This is a genomic window from Leisingera caerulea DSM 24564 (assembly GCF_000473325.1).
Lineage (GTDB): Bacteria > Pseudomonadota > Alphaproteobacteria > Rhodobacterales > Rhodobacteraceae > Leisingera > Leisingera caerulea.
Genome location: NZ_KI421514.1, coordinates 311,373 through 325,646 on the forward strand (window position 1 = coordinate 311,373; position 14,274 = coordinate 325,646).

Annotated in this window: 15 protein-coding genes; 7 read left to right on the forward strand and 8 right to left on the reverse strand. The window is 65.2% G+C overall.

All coding sequences use genetic code 11. The annotated features are described in order from the left end of the window. Nucleotides 1-28: 28 nt before the first annotated feature. A complete protein-coding gene (locus CAER_RS0126085; RefSeq protein ID WP_027238133.1) occupies nucleotides 29-463 on the forward strand; it encodes a DMT family transporter in 435 nt (144 codons plus the stop codon). Here CAER_RS0126085 and CAER_RS0126090 read toward each other — a convergent pair. Then, complete coding sequence (locus CAER_RS0126090) at nucleotides 460-801, reverse strand: zinc ribbon domain-containing protein YjdM (protein WP_027238134.1); 342 nt, start codon at nucleotides 799-801, stop codon at nucleotides 460-462. The genes CAER_RS0126085 and CAER_RS0126090 overlap by 4 nt on opposite strands. Nucleotides 802-898: 97 nt before the next feature. On the opposite strand from CAER_RS0126090, the gene CAER_RS0126095 reads away from it, so the two are divergent. Next, nucleotides 899-1,720: a class I SAM-dependent methyltransferase gene (locus tag CAER_RS0126095; RefSeq protein WP_027238135.1), complete on the forward strand. Its 822-nt coding sequence runs from the start codon at nucleotides 899-901 to the stop codon at nucleotides 1,718-1,720. Here the strand turns inward: CAER_RS0126095 and CAER_RS0126100 are convergent. From CAER_RS0126100 to proS, 6 genes are all read right to left on the reverse strand, one after another. Beyond that, the gene (locus tag CAER_RS0126100; protein ID WP_027238136.1) at nucleotides 1,717-2,040 is read right to left on the reverse strand and encodes a bactofilin family protein; all 324 of its coding nucleotides are present in this window, start codon (nucleotides 2,038-2,040) and stop codon (nucleotides 1,717-1,719) included. The genes CAER_RS0126095 and CAER_RS0126100 overlap by 4 nt on opposite strands. Before the next feature lie 139 nt (nucleotides 2,041-2,179). Continuing rightward, the gene (locus CAER_RS0126105; RefSeq protein ID WP_027238137.1) at nucleotides 2,180-2,824 is read right to left on the reverse strand and encodes an efflux RND transporter periplasmic adaptor subunit; all 645 of its coding nucleotides are present in this window, start codon (nucleotides 2,822-2,824) and stop codon (nucleotides 2,180-2,182) included. Nucleotides 2,825-2,958: 134 nt separating this feature from the next. Continuing rightward, on the reverse strand, nucleotides 2,959-3,642 hold the full coding sequence (locus CAER_RS0126110) for an ABC transporter ATP-binding protein (protein ID WP_027238138.1): 684 nt from the start codon (nucleotides 3,640-3,642) through the stop codon (nucleotides 2,959-2,961). Then, nucleotides 3,635-4,921, reverse strand: coding sequence for a lipoprotein-releasing ABC transporter permease subunit (locus CAER_RS0126115; RefSeq protein ID WP_027238139.1), 1,287 nt, complete (start codon nucleotides 4,919-4,921; stop codon nucleotides 3,635-3,637). Before CAER_RS0126115 ends, CAER_RS0126110 begins: the two co-directional genes overlap by 8 nt. Before the next feature lie 326 nt (nucleotides 4,922-5,247). Then, the gene (locus tag CAER_RS0126120; protein WP_027238140.1) at nucleotides 5,248-5,763 is read right to left on the reverse strand and encodes a carboxymuconolactone decarboxylase family protein; all 516 of its coding nucleotides are present in this window, start codon (nucleotides 5,761-5,763) and stop codon (nucleotides 5,248-5,250) included. A 139-nt stretch (nucleotides 5,764-5,902) separates the two neighbouring features. After that, nucleotides 5,903-7,261, reverse strand: a complete 1,359-nt coding sequence (proS, locus tag CAER_RS0126125; protein ID WP_027238141.1) for a proline--tRNA ligase — start codon at nucleotides 7,259-7,261, stop codon at nucleotides 5,903-5,905. Nucleotides 7,262-7,596: 335 nt separating this feature from the next. Here proS and CAER_RS0126130 point away from each other — a divergent pair, with 335 nt between their 5' ends. The 4 genes from CAER_RS0126130 (at nucleotide 7,597) to CAER_RS0126145 (ending at nucleotide 12,612) form a co-directional block, all read left to right on the forward strand. Beyond that, complete coding sequence (locus CAER_RS0126130) at nucleotides 7,597-8,961, forward strand: FAD-dependent oxidoreductase (RefSeq protein WP_027238142.1); 1,365 nt, start codon at nucleotides 7,597-7,599, stop codon at nucleotides 8,959-8,961. Nucleotides 8,962-9,186: 225 nt separating this feature from the next. Continuing rightward, nucleotides 9,187-10,260: an AI-2E family transporter gene (locus CAER_RS0126135; RefSeq protein ID WP_027238143.1), complete on the forward strand. Its 1,074-nt coding sequence runs from the start codon at nucleotides 9,187-9,189 to the stop codon at nucleotides 10,258-10,260. Nucleotides 10,261-10,265: 5 nt separating this feature from the next. Beyond that, nucleotides 10,266-10,973, forward strand: a complete 708-nt coding sequence (locus CAER_RS0126140; protein ID WP_027238144.1) for an HdaA/DnaA family protein — start codon at nucleotides 10,266-10,268, stop codon at nucleotides 10,971-10,973. A 52-nt stretch (nucleotides 10,974-11,025) separates the two neighbouring features. Further along, nucleotides 11,026-12,612 (forward strand): Ppx/GppA family phosphatase, encoded by a 1,587-nt coding sequence (locus CAER_RS0126145; protein ID WP_027238145.1) that lies wholly within the window; start codon nucleotides 11,026-11,028, stop codon nucleotides 12,610-12,612. A 29-nt stretch (nucleotides 12,613-12,641) separates the two neighbouring features. On the opposite strand, the gene CAER_RS0126150 is transcribed toward CAER_RS0126145, so the two are convergent. Further along, nucleotides 12,642-13,022 (reverse strand): hypothetical protein, encoded by a 381-nt coding sequence (locus CAER_RS0126150; RefSeq protein WP_027238146.1) that lies wholly within the window; start codon nucleotides 13,020-13,022, stop codon nucleotides 12,642-12,644. Nucleotides 13,023-13,210: 188 nt separating this feature from the next. Here CAER_RS0126150 and CAER_RS29940 point away from each other — a divergent pair, with 188 nt between their 5' ends. Continuing rightward, nucleotides 13,211-14,260 carry a hypothetical protein gene (locus CAER_RS29940; protein ID WP_154667867.1) on the forward strand — a complete coding sequence of 350 codons (1,050 nt, stop codon included), beginning with the start codon at nucleotides 13,211-13,213 and terminating at the stop codon, nucleotides 14,258-14,260. The last annotated feature ends 14 nt before the right edge of the window (nucleotides 14,261-14,274 follow it).

The following is a 14,274-nucleotide window of genomic DNA, read 5'->3' on the forward strand; positions in this document are numbered from 1 at the left end:
TTGCTGACACCCCTGCAGGAGCCGCACCATGACCCAATACGCCCTCATCATGCTGGCCGCAGGCCTTGGCATCCCGGTGCTGGCGGCGCTGAACGCTGCGCTCGGCAAGCTGATCGGCTCCCCCGCCTCGGCCGCGGTGGTGCTGTTCCTGATCGCGCTGGTTGCCACCATCCTTTATGCGCTGATCTCCGGCCCGCAGGCCCTGGCGCAAATCCCCGCCGCACCCAAGCACCTGCTGCTGGCCGGTGTGCTGGTGGCCTTCTACGTCTTGTCGATCACCCATGTGGCGCCGCATTTCGGCGTCGGCAACGCGGTGTTCTTCGTGCTGATCGGCCAGCTGATCTCCGCCGCCGCCATCGACCATTTCGGCTGGTTCGGCGCCCAGGTCAGCCCGCTGACGCTCACCCGCGCCGCAGGCATTTCGGTGATGGCGCTGGGGGTCTGGATCACCCAGATGGCCTAACCGGACACTTTCTTCACGAACTGCGATTTCAGCCCGATCGGCCCCACCCCCGGCACCTTGCAGTCAATGTCGTGATCGCCGTCCACCAGCCGGATGCCGCGCACCTTGGTGCCGACCTTGATGACCGAGGACGTGCCCTTCAGCTTCAGATCCTTGATCACCGTCACGGTGTCGCCGTCCGCCAGCACATTGCCAACGCTGTCGCGCACCTCCTTGGCCTCGCCCGCGGCCTCCCCGGCCGCCCATTCATGGGCGCATTCGGGGCAGATCAGCAGGGCATCCACCTGATAGGTATAGGCAGAGGAACATTCGGGGCACGGCGGCAAGGTATCAGTCATGCCCCGCCAATAGCCCGGAACCCGGCGCAAGGCCAGAGACAGATCCGCCCGGGCCCGCCTGTGCTAGACTGCCCCGGACCAGCGGAGGGCCAGGATCATGACCGGCGGTGTGAAAAAACATTACAGCGGCAGCGGCAGCCTGGCGGACCGGATCGCCGGTGCGCTGCGCGCCAAGGGGCTGGAGCCCTCAAGCCTCACGCCCGCCGATTTCGAGGCGGTGGATGAATTCCACTTCCGCGGCCGGGCCGCAACTCTGGAACTGGCTTCACTCATGCAGCTGACAGCGTCGTCCAAGGTGCTCGACATCGGCGCAGGGCTTGGCGGCGTTGCACGGACCCTTGCGGAAACAGCCGGCTGCCATGTCACTGGCATCGACCTGACGCCAGAACTGTGCGCAGCGGCGGCAGAGATTTCCGGCTGGCTTGGCATGTCAGATCAAACGGAGTTTGTTCAAGGCGACGCAACAAGCCTGCCGTTTGCGGACGGTGCCTTTGATGCCGCCATCACGGCGCACGCGGCCATGAACATCCCCCGCAAAGACCGGATGTATACTGAGGCGCGGCGGGTTTTGCGGCCGGGCGGGAGTTTTGTTGCCTATGATATTCTGCAGGGCGAAGGCGGGGCCATGCTGTACCCCGCGCCTTGGGCGGCGGAGCCGTCAATCAGCCACTTGGCCACCCCGCAGGAGATGCGAACCCTGTTGCAGGGGGCCGGGTTCACACTGCTGAAAACCATCGATTCAACACATGACAGCCTGCGCTGGCTGGAGCAGCGGACCGCAAGCGGCGGTACCGCGGAGGCGGTGCCGGTTACCGCCAAGCTGCTGTTCGGCACCAGCTACAGGGAGATGGTTCAAAACCAGCTGCGCGCCCTTCGCGAGCGGCGGATGCTGACCTGCAGCTTCCTCTGCGCGGCTTAGGAGGCCGACTTGCCGCTGACCTTGATATTGCCCTGCAGCTGGGCGCCGCTTTCGGTCGACATGCTTTGCGCCGACACATCCGCCTGCACCTGAGAGCTGGCCGCCAGCTGCAGGTCCTCGCATTGGATCTTGCCGCTGTAGATGCCCTCCACGGTGACAGACTTGGCGCTCAGCGCACCATCCACGGTGCCGCCTTCCAGCACCGTCACCGCCTGCGCCGACACATCCCCCACGACGCGGCCGCGGACCTCGACGCTGCCTTTGCTGGAGGTGATATTGCCTTCGACCGTCACATCTTTTTCGATTACCGAATTCACCACGTCTCAGCCCTTTCTGCGCATCCCCGGACAGCCTAGCCCGCCGGGGCCAATTTGAACAGCAGATAGCAAACTGCCGCCCCGGGGCCAAAGCCGCCCCGCCCTGGCAGGCAAGGTTCCGCCGCCCCGCCCTGCTGCGGGTCTACTCCACCTGCGGAAAGGGGGCTGGCAGCGGTGCGGCGCTGTATTGGTAGAGCGATCCCCAGAACCCGCCCGGGCTGGGCTGCCAGGGCGCGCTGTTCATGTCCAGCGCCGCGCAGGGCGAGGATCTTGTGGCCGGGTTTTCCTTGGCCCGCTCGCAGCGTTCCGGCGTGCTGTGGCAGGCCACCAGATAGGCCTGCGGCCCTTTCTTGCCGCTGTCCTCCTGATAGCAATAGCGGATCGCTTCCTCCTGCAGCTGGGCACGGGCCTGTTCGACCAGCTGCTGATTGACTGCCACCGTCTTGCTGGCCGCCTCCAGCGCCACGGCGGCGTCCTGCTGTACCAGCTCGGCCTCGCGCTCCAGCTCCCCGGTGCCGCCCCCGGCGGCCTGCAGCGCCTGGGTCAGCCGGGCGTTCACCTTCTGCGCCTCCGCCAGCGCGGTCTGCAGCTCGGCCACGGCGGCGTCGTATTCCACCAGCTTGGATTTCCACTTGAAGCCGGCAAAGCTGCCCTCCTCAAACCCCGCGCTGACCAGAATGCCGTTCAGCGTCTGCGGAAACAGCAGGAAGACCGCAAACAGCGCAATCACCGAGGCATCGCGCAAAAGAACCACGAGGTCCTTCAGGACCGAAACCGTCTTCTGCATCTGAACCCACCGTCACTGGAACCCTACGATGCCACTGTGAACCAGCGCTACAGCCTGGGTCAAATCGCCCGGCGGCGCTGCGTGCCTTGTTCCGGGCGTGATGGTGGAACATTAACAGGTTGGCCCTTCTCCGCCTAAACCGGCACCAGCAGCCCGTTCTCCAGCTTCACCTGCCGGTCCATCCGCGCCGCCAGCTCCAGGTTGTGGGTGGCAATCAGCGCCGACAACCCCGTGCCGCGCACCAGCTCCATCAGCGCCGCAAACACCTGGTCGGAGGTGCCGGGGTCCAGGTTCCCGGTCGGCTCATCCGCCAGCAGCACCCGCGGCGCATTGGCCAGCGCCCGGCAGAAGGCGACCCGCTGCTGCTCGCCGCCCGACAGCGCCGCCGGACGGTGATCTGCGCGCCCTGCAAGGCCCACGGTGCCCAAAAGATCCGCCGCCCGCGACACCGCGGCCTTCTGCGAAGCGCCATTCGCCAGCTGCGGCAGCACAATGTTCTCCAGCGCTGAAAACTCCGGCAGCAGGTGGTGGAACTGGTAGACAAAGCCAACTTCTTGGCGGCGCACACGGGTGCGGCGGCGGTCGCCCTTGCGGGTCACGTCCTCGCCCGCCACGTGCACTTCGCCCGCGTCCGGCGTGTCCAGAAGCCCTGCGATGTGCAAGAGCGTCGACTTGCCCGCACCGGACGGTGCCACCAGCGCCACGACCTCGCCCGCCTGCAGGCTCAGATCCGCACCGCGCAACACGTCGACCTGCCCCGGCGTGCCGGTCAGGTAGGATTTGGTGATCCCCTTCAGCTCCAGCGTGATCTCACTCATAGCGCAGTGCCTCCACCGGGTTGAGGCGCGCCGCGCGGCGGGCCGGGAAAATGGTCACGAAGAACGACAGCCCCAAGGACAGCGCCGTGGCCGAGACCACATCCGCCAGCCGCAGCTGTGCCGGCAGAGCATAGATGCCGCGGATCGACGGATCCCAGACACCGCCGCCCATGACGTAGTTCACAAAGGAGAAGATCGGGTCGATATAAAGCGCAAACAGGCAGCCCAGCACCACGCCGCAGATGGTGCCGATCACGCCGGTGAAGGCGCCGCAGATGAAGAACACCCGCATGATAGACCCTTCGCTGAGGCCGATGGTGCGCAGGATGCCGATGTCGCGGCCCTTGTTCTTGACCAGCATGATCAGGCCCGAGACGATGTTCATCGCCGCGATCAATACAAGGATCGAAAGGATGATGAACATCACGTTGTCCTCGACCTCCAGCGCCCGCAGGAAGCCGCCGGAGGCATCGCGCCAGGTCCACACACCCGCGGTGCCGCCCGCCGCCTGCTGGATCGCCAGCGCCATTGCGTCAACGTTTTCGGGATCTTCCACCATCACCTCGATCTCATCCGCGATGCCTTCGCGGTTGAAAAAGGCCTGCGCCTCGGCAAACGGCAGGTAGACCCGGGTGCGGTCGATGTCCCAGCGCCCGGCGGTGAAGACATAGACCACCTCATAGGCGTTGACCCGCGGGCTGGTGCCAAAGGCGGTTTTGACGCCATTGGGCGAGATCAGCTTGATCTTGTCCCCGACCGAGACCCCCAGCTCCCGCGCGACGCCGGAGCCGATGGCGATGCCGTCTTCGAAGCGGGCCAGATCGCCCACGGCCTCTTCGCTTTGGGCCACGCCCGGGATGCCCTGGATGTCAGCGGCGGAGATGCCATAGACCTCGACGCCCGCATTGCGCTGGCGCAGGTTTGCCATCACCTGCCCCTTGACCAGCGGCGCGGCGCGGGTGACGCCCGGCACCGCAGCCACGGTCTCCGCCAGCGCCTCGTAATCCTTCAGCGAGCGGTCCAGCACGCCCGCCTCGTTCACCTCGCCATAGGAATAGAGGGTCACATGGGCGTTGGCGCCCAGGATGGTGCCAACGAATTCCGACCGGAAGCCGGAGCGCACCGCCAGCGTGGCAATCAGCGCAAAGACCGCAAGGGTGATGCCGATCAGGCTGATCCAGGTCATCACGCTGACCCCGCCCTCGGCCTTGCGGGCGCGCAAGTAGCGCCAGGCGATGATCCATTCGAAACGGGAAAACGGCGGTGGTGTCGTGGCCATGTGGGGGTCCTGCCCGGGAAATTTGCCTGCAACCTGTGCTGCATAACGCGCGGGGTCAAGGTGCGGTTGCATATCCGCCCGGATATCCGCCTGCCGCGGCAGGTTCAGGCCGCCGCCGCACGCGGAAATCTTTTTAAGGAAAAGATTTGCCAAGAGTTTTTCCTAAAACTCTTGGCGGCAGCACCGGGTTCTCTGCCTGTTACTGCTGACCGGTGCCTGGCGGGCACTGGCGGCGGGCCTGCCGATACCCGGGATGAGCGCGTCTTGCCTGCCCCATCCGCCCGCGGGCGCCGTTGCGCTGGCGGCGATTTCCGCCGTGTAAAGACCTAGTTACCGCGCACCGCCGCCGCCATCGCGGAATAGGAGTTTTCCAGCTCCTCTGCCGTTGGCCGCGGGTCCGGCGCCTGTCCCGGCGCGGCCAGCCCGGCAGCCTTGACGATGGTGTTGATAAAGCTGAAGACGCCGCAGACCTCAACCACCTCATAAAGCGCGGCCTCGCTCCAGCCCGCGTCCATGGCGGCGGCAAAAGCCTGAGAGATGCCATCGTCCTTTCCGGCGTGCAGGGCGCGGGCATAGTCCAGCAGGGGCCTGATCCGGTCCTGTGCCGCCGCCGGGCTGCAGCAGAACACCTCGGAGAACAGACTGTGGAAATGGACGCAGTAAGCCACACCGTTCAGACCGGAGACATAGGCAGCAATTGCCTCCCGCTCGCCCCGCGGCAGGGCGCCGCTGCCGCACATGATGCTGTCCAGCAGGCGCATGAGCTGTTCGGAATTGCGCGGAAAGGATGACAGCACATGCGTCAGCCCGCTGTCCGCTTCTATACCGCTGAATTTGGCCATTTGCGCTCCGCCCGCTTGGAATCATGACAAGGCTAGCAGCAAGGCCGTGCGCAGTCAGCGGTCCGCTGCCCTGCCTGGCATAAGGAAACCCCGCCAGCTTTTGCCAGCGGGGCTTTTGTTCCCTGACTTCCGGACCGGCTCAGAACCCGCGGCCGGTGCGGTGCTTCTCGTAGATGGCAACCACCTTCTTGACCGCCTCTTCCGGGCTCAGCTCTTCGCTTTCGCCGGTGCGGCGGGAGGTCAGTTCCACCACGCCGTTCTTCAGGCCCCGCGGACCGACGGTGATGCGCCAGGGCAGACCAATCAGGTCCATGGTGGCAAACTTGCCGCCCGCACGCTCGTTGCGGTCATCATAGAGCGGATCCAGCCCGGCCGCGCTCAGCGCCGCATAGAGCTGGTTGCAGGCGGCATCCGCCTCGTCATCGCCCTGCTTGAGGTTGACGATACCGCAGTGGAACGGGGTCACGCCCTCGGGCCAGATGATGCCCTTGTCGTCGTGGCTGGCCTCAATGATGGCGCCCAGCAGGCGCGAGACGCCAATGCCGTGGCTGCCCATGTGGACCGGCACCGGCTTGCCGTCGGGGCCCTGCACGGTGGCGCCCATCGACTCGGAATACTTGGTGCCGAAGTAGAAGATCTGCCCCACCTCGATGCCGCGGGCAAAGCGGCGGCGCTCTTCCGGAACCTGCTCCTGGAACACCACCTCGTCGTGGGTCTCGTCGGTGCGGGCGTAGCGGGATGTGAATTCCTCCAGCACCGCCTGGCACTGCTCGACGCTGTCATAGTCGATGTCGCGGTCGCCGAAGGTGAGGTCGGTCACCGCAGAGTCATAGAACACCTCGGACTCGCCGGTTTCGGCCAGCACCAGGAATTCGTGGGTGTAATCGCCGCCGATCGGGCCGCCGTCGGCGCGCATCGGGATCGCCTGCAGGCCCATGCGCTCATAGGTGCGCAGGTAGCTGACCAGGTGGCGGTTGTAGGCGTGCAGCGCGTCTTCCTTGCTGAGGTCGAAGTTGTAGCCGTCCTTCATGTAGAACTCGCGCCCCCGCATCACGCCGAAGCGCGGGCGGATCTCGTCGCGGAACTTCCACTGCACCTGGTACATGGTCAGCGGCAGGTCCTTGTAGGAGGACACATGGGCGCGGAAGATGTCGGTGATCATCTCCTCGTTGGTGGGGCCGAACAGCATGTCGCGGTCGTGGCGGTCCTTGATGCGCAGCATCTCCTGGCCGTAGTCGTCATAGCGGCCGGACTCGCGCCACAGGTCGGCGGGCTGCATGGTGGCCATCAGCATCGGGATGTGGCCCGCGCGGATCTGCTCGTCATGGACGATGCTTTCGATCTTCTTCAGCACCTTGAAGCCCAGCGGCAGCCAGGAATAGATCCCGGCGGAGGATTGCTTGATCATCCCGGCGCGCAGCATCAGCCGGTGGCTGACGATCTGGGCTTCCGAGGGGTTCTCTTTCAGAACCGGCAGAAAATAGCGGGACAGGCGCATCTTGGCTCCATCGGTGATGTGGGTTCTCGTTCCCGCCCGGTTTAGTGGGTGTGAGGAGTGCGGGCAAGGGCGGAGGTGGCGGGGGGTTCCAATCCGCAGGGGCCGAGTTCCCCCGGATGAAGCTAAAGGCGCCGGGCCGCAGCGCCCCCACCGGAACACAAGGTCAGGCGCGGGCCGTGCCGCTGCGCGGCACGGCCCAGAAAAATGCTCCTCCCTGCATGTCGTTTTTGGAACACCCCGGCGCAAAAGAACTTGAATCGTCATTCAAGATTCGGAAGTGTTAGCGGAAACGCCCCGGACAGACCGGGGCGCAAAGAGTCCGTGGGGAGAGAGACGTGACCAGAACCATCCATGAGCCGGCGCGCGAGATTCCGGTCATCCACGAAACCGAGGTGCTGGTGGTGGGCTCCGGCCCCGGCGGGCTGGCGGCGGCCTTGGCGGCGGCGCGGGCGGGGGTGGAGGTTACCCTCCTGGACCGCTTCGGCTGCTTTGGCGGCAATATCACCACCGTCGGCGTCGAGGGCTTTGCCTGGTACCGGCACGAGGAAACAGTGGAGGCCGGCGGCATCGGCTGGGAGTTCGAGGAACGCGCCAAGGCGATGGGCGCGGCGGTGCCGGAGAGCCAGTCGCTGTCCTATGAACTGGACAGCGAGGGCTTCAAGCTGGTGGCGGACAAACTGGTCGAGGAGGCCGGCATCCACCCGATGCTGCACCGGGTGTTCGTGGCGCCGATCCGCGAGGGCAACCGGATCACCGGCGTCATCGTCGAGAGCAAGGCGGGCCGCGAGGCCATTCTGGCGAAACGGGTGATCGACGCCACCGGCGACGCCGACATCGCCCATATGATGGGCGCGCCGACCGTCAAAACCCCGGTCGAGCAGATGCAGGCGGCCAGCGTGATGTTTCACATCGCAGGCGTCGACAAGCAGAAGTTCATGGAGGGCGTGAAGGCCGATCCGCAGACCTATGCCAACTGGTCAACCGGCGAATGGCAGGTGGAGACCGATGGCAAGGAGGACGGGATGTTCTCTCCCTTCCTGGCCAAGCCGTTTTCGCAAGCGATCCGCGACGGGGTGATCCCGGCGCATCTGAACACCATCGGCGGCACCTGGGGCGCGGTGCATGACAGCGGCGAGATGACCTATATGAACCTGGTGCATCTGGCGGGCATCGACGGCACCGACCCCGACAGCATGACCAAGGGCGAGATCGAGGGGCGCAAGCAGGCGATGCACGCGATTGACGCGCTGCGCGCCTACACGCCGGGCTGCGAAGGCGCGCGCCTGCGGAACTTCGGCATGACCATCGGCATCCGCGACACCCGCAAGATCGACGCGCATCACAACATCACCGAGGATGAGACCCGCAATCAGGGCCGGTTCGAGGACACCATCGGCATCTATCCGGAGTTCATCGACGGCTACGGCGTGCTGATCCTGCCGACCACAGGGCGTTACATGCAGATCCCCTACCGGTCGATGCTGCCGAAGGGGGTGGAGGGGCTGCTGGTCACCGGCCGCGCCATCGGCGGCGGCAAGATCGCCCATGCGGCGACCCGCAACATGGCCTGCTGCGCCGTTGCAGGACAGGGCGCAGGCATCGCCGCGGCGCTGTCGGTGAAATCGGGCTGCGGGTTTGACGCAGTGAACATTTCCGATCTGCAGCGGGAGCTGCAGCGCCAAGGGGTGAGAATTCACTGATAAGGGACCGCGCCCCGGCGCGGGGCGCGGTCCGCAGCAGAAGGTTGAACGCCAGCAGCCCGCGGCACGGCTGAGGCTATCCAGAATTTGCCCCCGGCCTTTTGCGCCTTATCCCCGCCTTGCCCACAGGCGATTTGCCCGCGCCCCTTGCAAGCGCCTGCCCCATCAGGGAAGACTACCGCCAAGGATCCTGAACCAAACAGGCCAAGGGCGGGTTGTCTGAACATGGCGCTACCAGCAAAGAAACAGTTGAAATACTGGGGCGTTGCCGCCCTGGTCTTTGCCGTGGTGATGTGGTCGCTTGGCCATGTGCTGCTGCCCTTCATCCTGGGCGCCGCGATTGCCTATATGATCGACCCGATTGCCGACCGGCTGGAGGCCTGGGGCATGAGCCGCGCGGGCGCCACCGCCACCATCACGGTGGGCACGCTGGTGGTGTTCGTGCTGGTGATTCTGCTGGTGGTGCCGACGCTGATCTATCAGATGATCGACCTGTTCAACGTGGTGCCCAAGCTGATCGGCGATGCGCGCAGCTTCGTCAATGAGCGCTTCCCGGCGGTGTTTGAACAGGACAGCCGCGTGCATCAGGCAATCACCGCCCTGGCCGAAACCCTGCAATCGCGCGCGGTGCAGGTGCTGCAATCGGTGGCAGGCTCCGCGGTGTCGCTGCTGAATGTGGTGGTGCTTTTGGTGATCGTGCCGGTGGTGGCGGTCTATCTGCTGCTGGATTGGGACCGGATGATCGCCCGCATCGACGAGCTGCTGCCGCGCGACCACCAGCCGGTGATCCGCCGCCTGGCCCGTGACATCGACGCGGCGCTGGCCTCCTTTATCCGCGGCATGGGCACGGTGTGCCTGATTCTGGGCACCTACTATGCCGTGGCGCTGATGCTGGTCGGGCTGAACTTCGGCCTCGCCGTCGGCTTTATCGCCGGGCTGGTCACCTTCATTCCCTACCTTGGCGCGCTGATCGGCGGCGCGCTGGCGATCGGGCTGGCGCTGTTCCAGTTCTGGGGCGATTGGATCTCGATCGGGCTGGTGGCGCTGATTTTTGTCGTCGGCCAGGTGGTCGAGGGCAACTTGCTGACCCCCAAGCTGGTGGGCGACTCGGTCGGGCTGCACCCGGTCTGGCTGCTGCTGGCGCTGTCGGTGTTCGGCGCCCTGTTCGGCTTTGTCGGGATGCTGATCGCGGTGCCGGTGGCGGCAGCGCTGGGGGTGGTTGCCCGCTTTGTGACCGAGCAGTACCTGGACAGCCGCCTGTATCAGGGCCAGGGCCACCGGGACGCGGAAACGGACTGAACCAGATGGCACAGCAGCTGAGCTTTGATCTCCCGGCGAAACCGGCGCTGGGGCGGGAGGATTTCTTTGTCGCGCCCTCCAATGCGATGGCGGTGGCGCTTCTGGACCCGCAGTTCGCCTGGCCCAGCGGCAAGCTGGTGCTGACCGGCCCCAAGGGCGCCGGCAAGTCGCATCTGGTGCATGTCTGGGCCAGCCAGACCGGCGCCCGCATCATTCCTGCGGCAGAGCTGACGGCGGAGGCGGTGCCGCAGCTGGCGCACGGCCCCATCGCGGTGGAGGACGTGCCGCAGATCGCCTGCGACCCTGAACGGCAGAACGCCCTCTTCCACCTGCACAACCTGGTGCTGGCGCAGGGCCATGCGCTGGTGATGACCGGCCAGCCCGCGCCGAACCTATGGGGTCTCAGCCTGCCCGATCTGCAAAGCCGGGTGCAGGCCGCCACCCATGCAGAGCTGCAGCCGCCGGACGACCAGCTTTTGGCGGTGGTGCTGGCCAAGCTGTTCAACGACCGCCAGATCACCCCCAAGCCGGATGTGATTCCCTATCTGGTGGCGCATATGGACCGCTCCTTTGCCGCCGCGGCGCAGATCGTGCGGCGGCTGGACCACCTGTCGCTGGCCGAAAAACGCAGCCTGTCCCGCCCTCTGGCGGTGCGGGCGCTGTCGGAGATCCGCGAAGAGGGCACGGAAAATGACGCAGCCGCAAGCGGTTGACCCCTGCCCGCCCTTCGGCGATCCTGACCGCGGATTGCAAGACGGAGCCCTCATGACCGTGACCCAGGACCCCGCCGCCGCCAGCACCGATTGGGGCCCCTTCGGGCGTCCGATTTTCCACGATCCCGGCGCCCGGGCGCTGTCCCGGGTGGGGGTGGTCGATGTCGGCTCCAACTCGGTCCGCCTGGTGGTGTTCGACGGCGCCGCCCGCAGCCCGGCCTATTTCTACAACGAAAAGATCATGTGCGCGCTTGGCGCGGGCCTGTCGGAATCGGGCCGCCTGAACCCCGAGGGCCGCGCCCGCGCCCTGTCGGCCTTGCACCGGTTCCAGTACCTGGCCAAGGGCATGGGGCTGCCGCCCCTGTCCGCGGTGGCCACCGCCGCGGTGCGCGACGCCGAGGACGGGCCGGAGTTCTGCGAAGAAGTGCTGCGCGAGACCGGCCTCAAGATCCACGTGATCGACGGGCGCGAGGAGGCGCGGCTGTCGGCGCAGGGGGTGCTCTTGGGCTGGCCCGGTGCCTATGGGCTGGTCTGCGATATCGGCGGCTCCTCGATGGAACTGGCGGAGATCCAGGAAAACACCGTCGGCCGCCGGGTGACCTCGCCGCTGGGGCCGCTGAAGCTGCGCGACGTCAAGGGCGGCCGCAAGGGCCGCAAGGAGTACATCAAGACTGTCATCGAGCAGCTGAAGGAAGAGATGGGCACCCAGCGCGACCGGCTGTTCCTGGTCGGCGGCAGCTGGCGCGCCATTGCCCGCATCGACATGCACCGGCGCGGCTATCCGCTGAAGGTGCTGCACGAATACCGGATGACCGCCAAGGACGTGCGCGAAACCGCCCGCTATATCGAGACCCGCAGCCTGGACAAGCTGCGCGAGGCCTGCGGCGTCTCCTCGAGCCGGATGTCGCTGGTGCCCTATGCCATCGACGTGCTGACCCGGCTGATCAAGACCTTCAAGCCCAAGGACATTGCAGTGTCCAGCTATGGCATCCGCGAGGGGCTGCTGTACGAGCAGATGCCGCAGCGGCTGCGCGCCCGCGATCCGCTGATCGAGGCGTCGCGCTTTGCCGAGATGAAGGACGCGCGCGTCCCCGGTTTCGGCAAGACGCTCTTTGATTTCGTGAGCCCCCTGTTCAGCGGCGCCCGCCACAGCAAGCGGCGGCTGGTCAAGGCCGCCTGCCTGCTGCATGACGTCAGCTGGCGGGCGCATCCCGACTACCGCGCCGAGGTCTGTTTCGACAACGCCACCCGCGCCAACCTCGGCGGGCTCAAGCATTCGGAGCGGGTGTTTCTGGGGCTGGCGCTGCTGCACCGCTACAGCAACAAGCGGCAGGGCAGCTCATTCGAATACCTTTACGGGCTATTGGACGAAAAAGACCAGCACGAGGCCGAGGTGCTGGGCAAGGCGATGCGGTTCGGCGCCATGATGATGATGACCGGAAACGGCGATATCGGATCGCTGCGCTGGCAGCCGCGCAAGCGGGTTCTGCACGTGGAGCTGCCGGGCGCGGCGCGGCCGCTTTACGGCGAGGTTGCGGAGGCGCGGCTGAAATCGCTGGCCAAGGCCCTGGAGGCGGAGATTGAGCTGAAGTTCAGCAAGCCCGCCCCGCCGCCGGACACGGAGTCCGGGGCAGAATAACCCAGGCGGCATAACCCGGGCGGCGGGCGTCAGATCTCGGTGACGCCTTCCTCTTCGGCTGTTTCCTTGTCGGCGGGCACGTTGTCCTTGGGCTTTTTGCGGATGATGATATCGCCGTTGGGCAGGATCTCGGGCAGCTCATAGGCGCTCCAGTCCTCCACCTCCTTGGCGATACCGGCCAGCGCAGGCCCCATTTGCGACAGGAACTCAGCCATCGAGGGGCCGGCTTCCTCCATCATGCCCTGCAGGCCCTCCAGCGCCGGCGCCATCTCCTGGCGCAAGCCCTCCCAGAACAGCTCCGCCCCGCGCTCCATCAGCGAGGGGCCGCTGTCCTCCGTGTCCGCGTCCTGGGCGTCAAGCGGGCTGGAGATAAGGGCGATCAGGGCGGCGGGCAGAAGGATCTGTTTCATGGGGCTAATATAGGGGCACCCGCGCTGCGCGAACAGAGGGGGGCGGAACAAAGGGGGGGCGGGCCGGGCGTGTTCTCGGCCCGCAAACAGTCAGAGCACTTTGTCACTGGCACAACCTTATAGATACTAAGCCACAACAAATTAGTGTAATCTGACTTGGTATGTTATTTGTACAAGGAGACCACTTCATGCGCTCCCTTTGGGTTTCCCTATTAACTTTGGTCCTCGCCGTTTCCCCTGCTGCGGTTCAAGCAAGTGAAATAGCCGAGGCACTGACAAAGCTTCGGGCGTCCTTTGCGCGCACGGCTTTTTCTCATTTCAAGGCCATGCCTCTGCACCTCCGGTACGACGTGGAAGTTGGTGAAGTCATCCGCATCCAGGATGAACAGCGGCTGTTCGAAAGCGCTAAATGCTACCCGGGACTTGAGATTGAGGAAGACAGCACAACAGAATCCGTATCAGTTTCGCTGTCGCGGAAATCGGCGGTTGCCTTGGGTCTTGGGGGGAGCGCAAGTGTTTACGGGATCCCTGCTTCCGCCGAGGCTCAATTCAACAGGAATGTTCGCAGGAGCGTCCAGTCGGTACTGGTGAGAACCTCCCTGGCTTACCCGATGGCCGGTGCAATCGAATTGGTGTCCCCTACGGCGGATAGTGCTGACTGCGAGGCGCTTTTTCCGCCTGCCAGCATTCCGATGGGCCCCGGACTGCTGGTGTCGTCCGTATTCACCGGCAAACTGATCACGCAGCAGGCAATCGACAGCGAAATTGCAGCCGGGATTGACGCCAGCGCCAAGCTGACACCCAGAGGGCTGCCCGTGGAAGTTACCGGCGAAGTGGATGCGAGCACCAGCACAACATCCGTCATTGCCCATCTTCGCCCGGAAGGCAGCATCGCTGTGCAGTCCGCCTTTATCAGCCGCCGCGCCCTGATGGACTATTATGCGCTGGCTCAGAATAATCTGGAAACCTGGGCGGAGCTGGAAGCGTTGATCGAAAGCTATATTTCGGGCGAAGAGCCCGGCCTGCTGGCAGACATCAAAAAAGAAATCTGGTCGCTATGGGAAAGACTCGACCAGCCTGAAGAAAGCCTCACCCGGTACAGGGAACGGCTGTTTGCGTCAGAAGATGCAGATTTTGTGGAGAAGGCCGCAGACTTGGATGTTCCAGAAGAAGCCTGGGATCGTATCGGAGACGTTGCGGCGGCTGAAGTGATCGTCACGACAACCATCGCTGAATAAGCTCTTTATGGCGG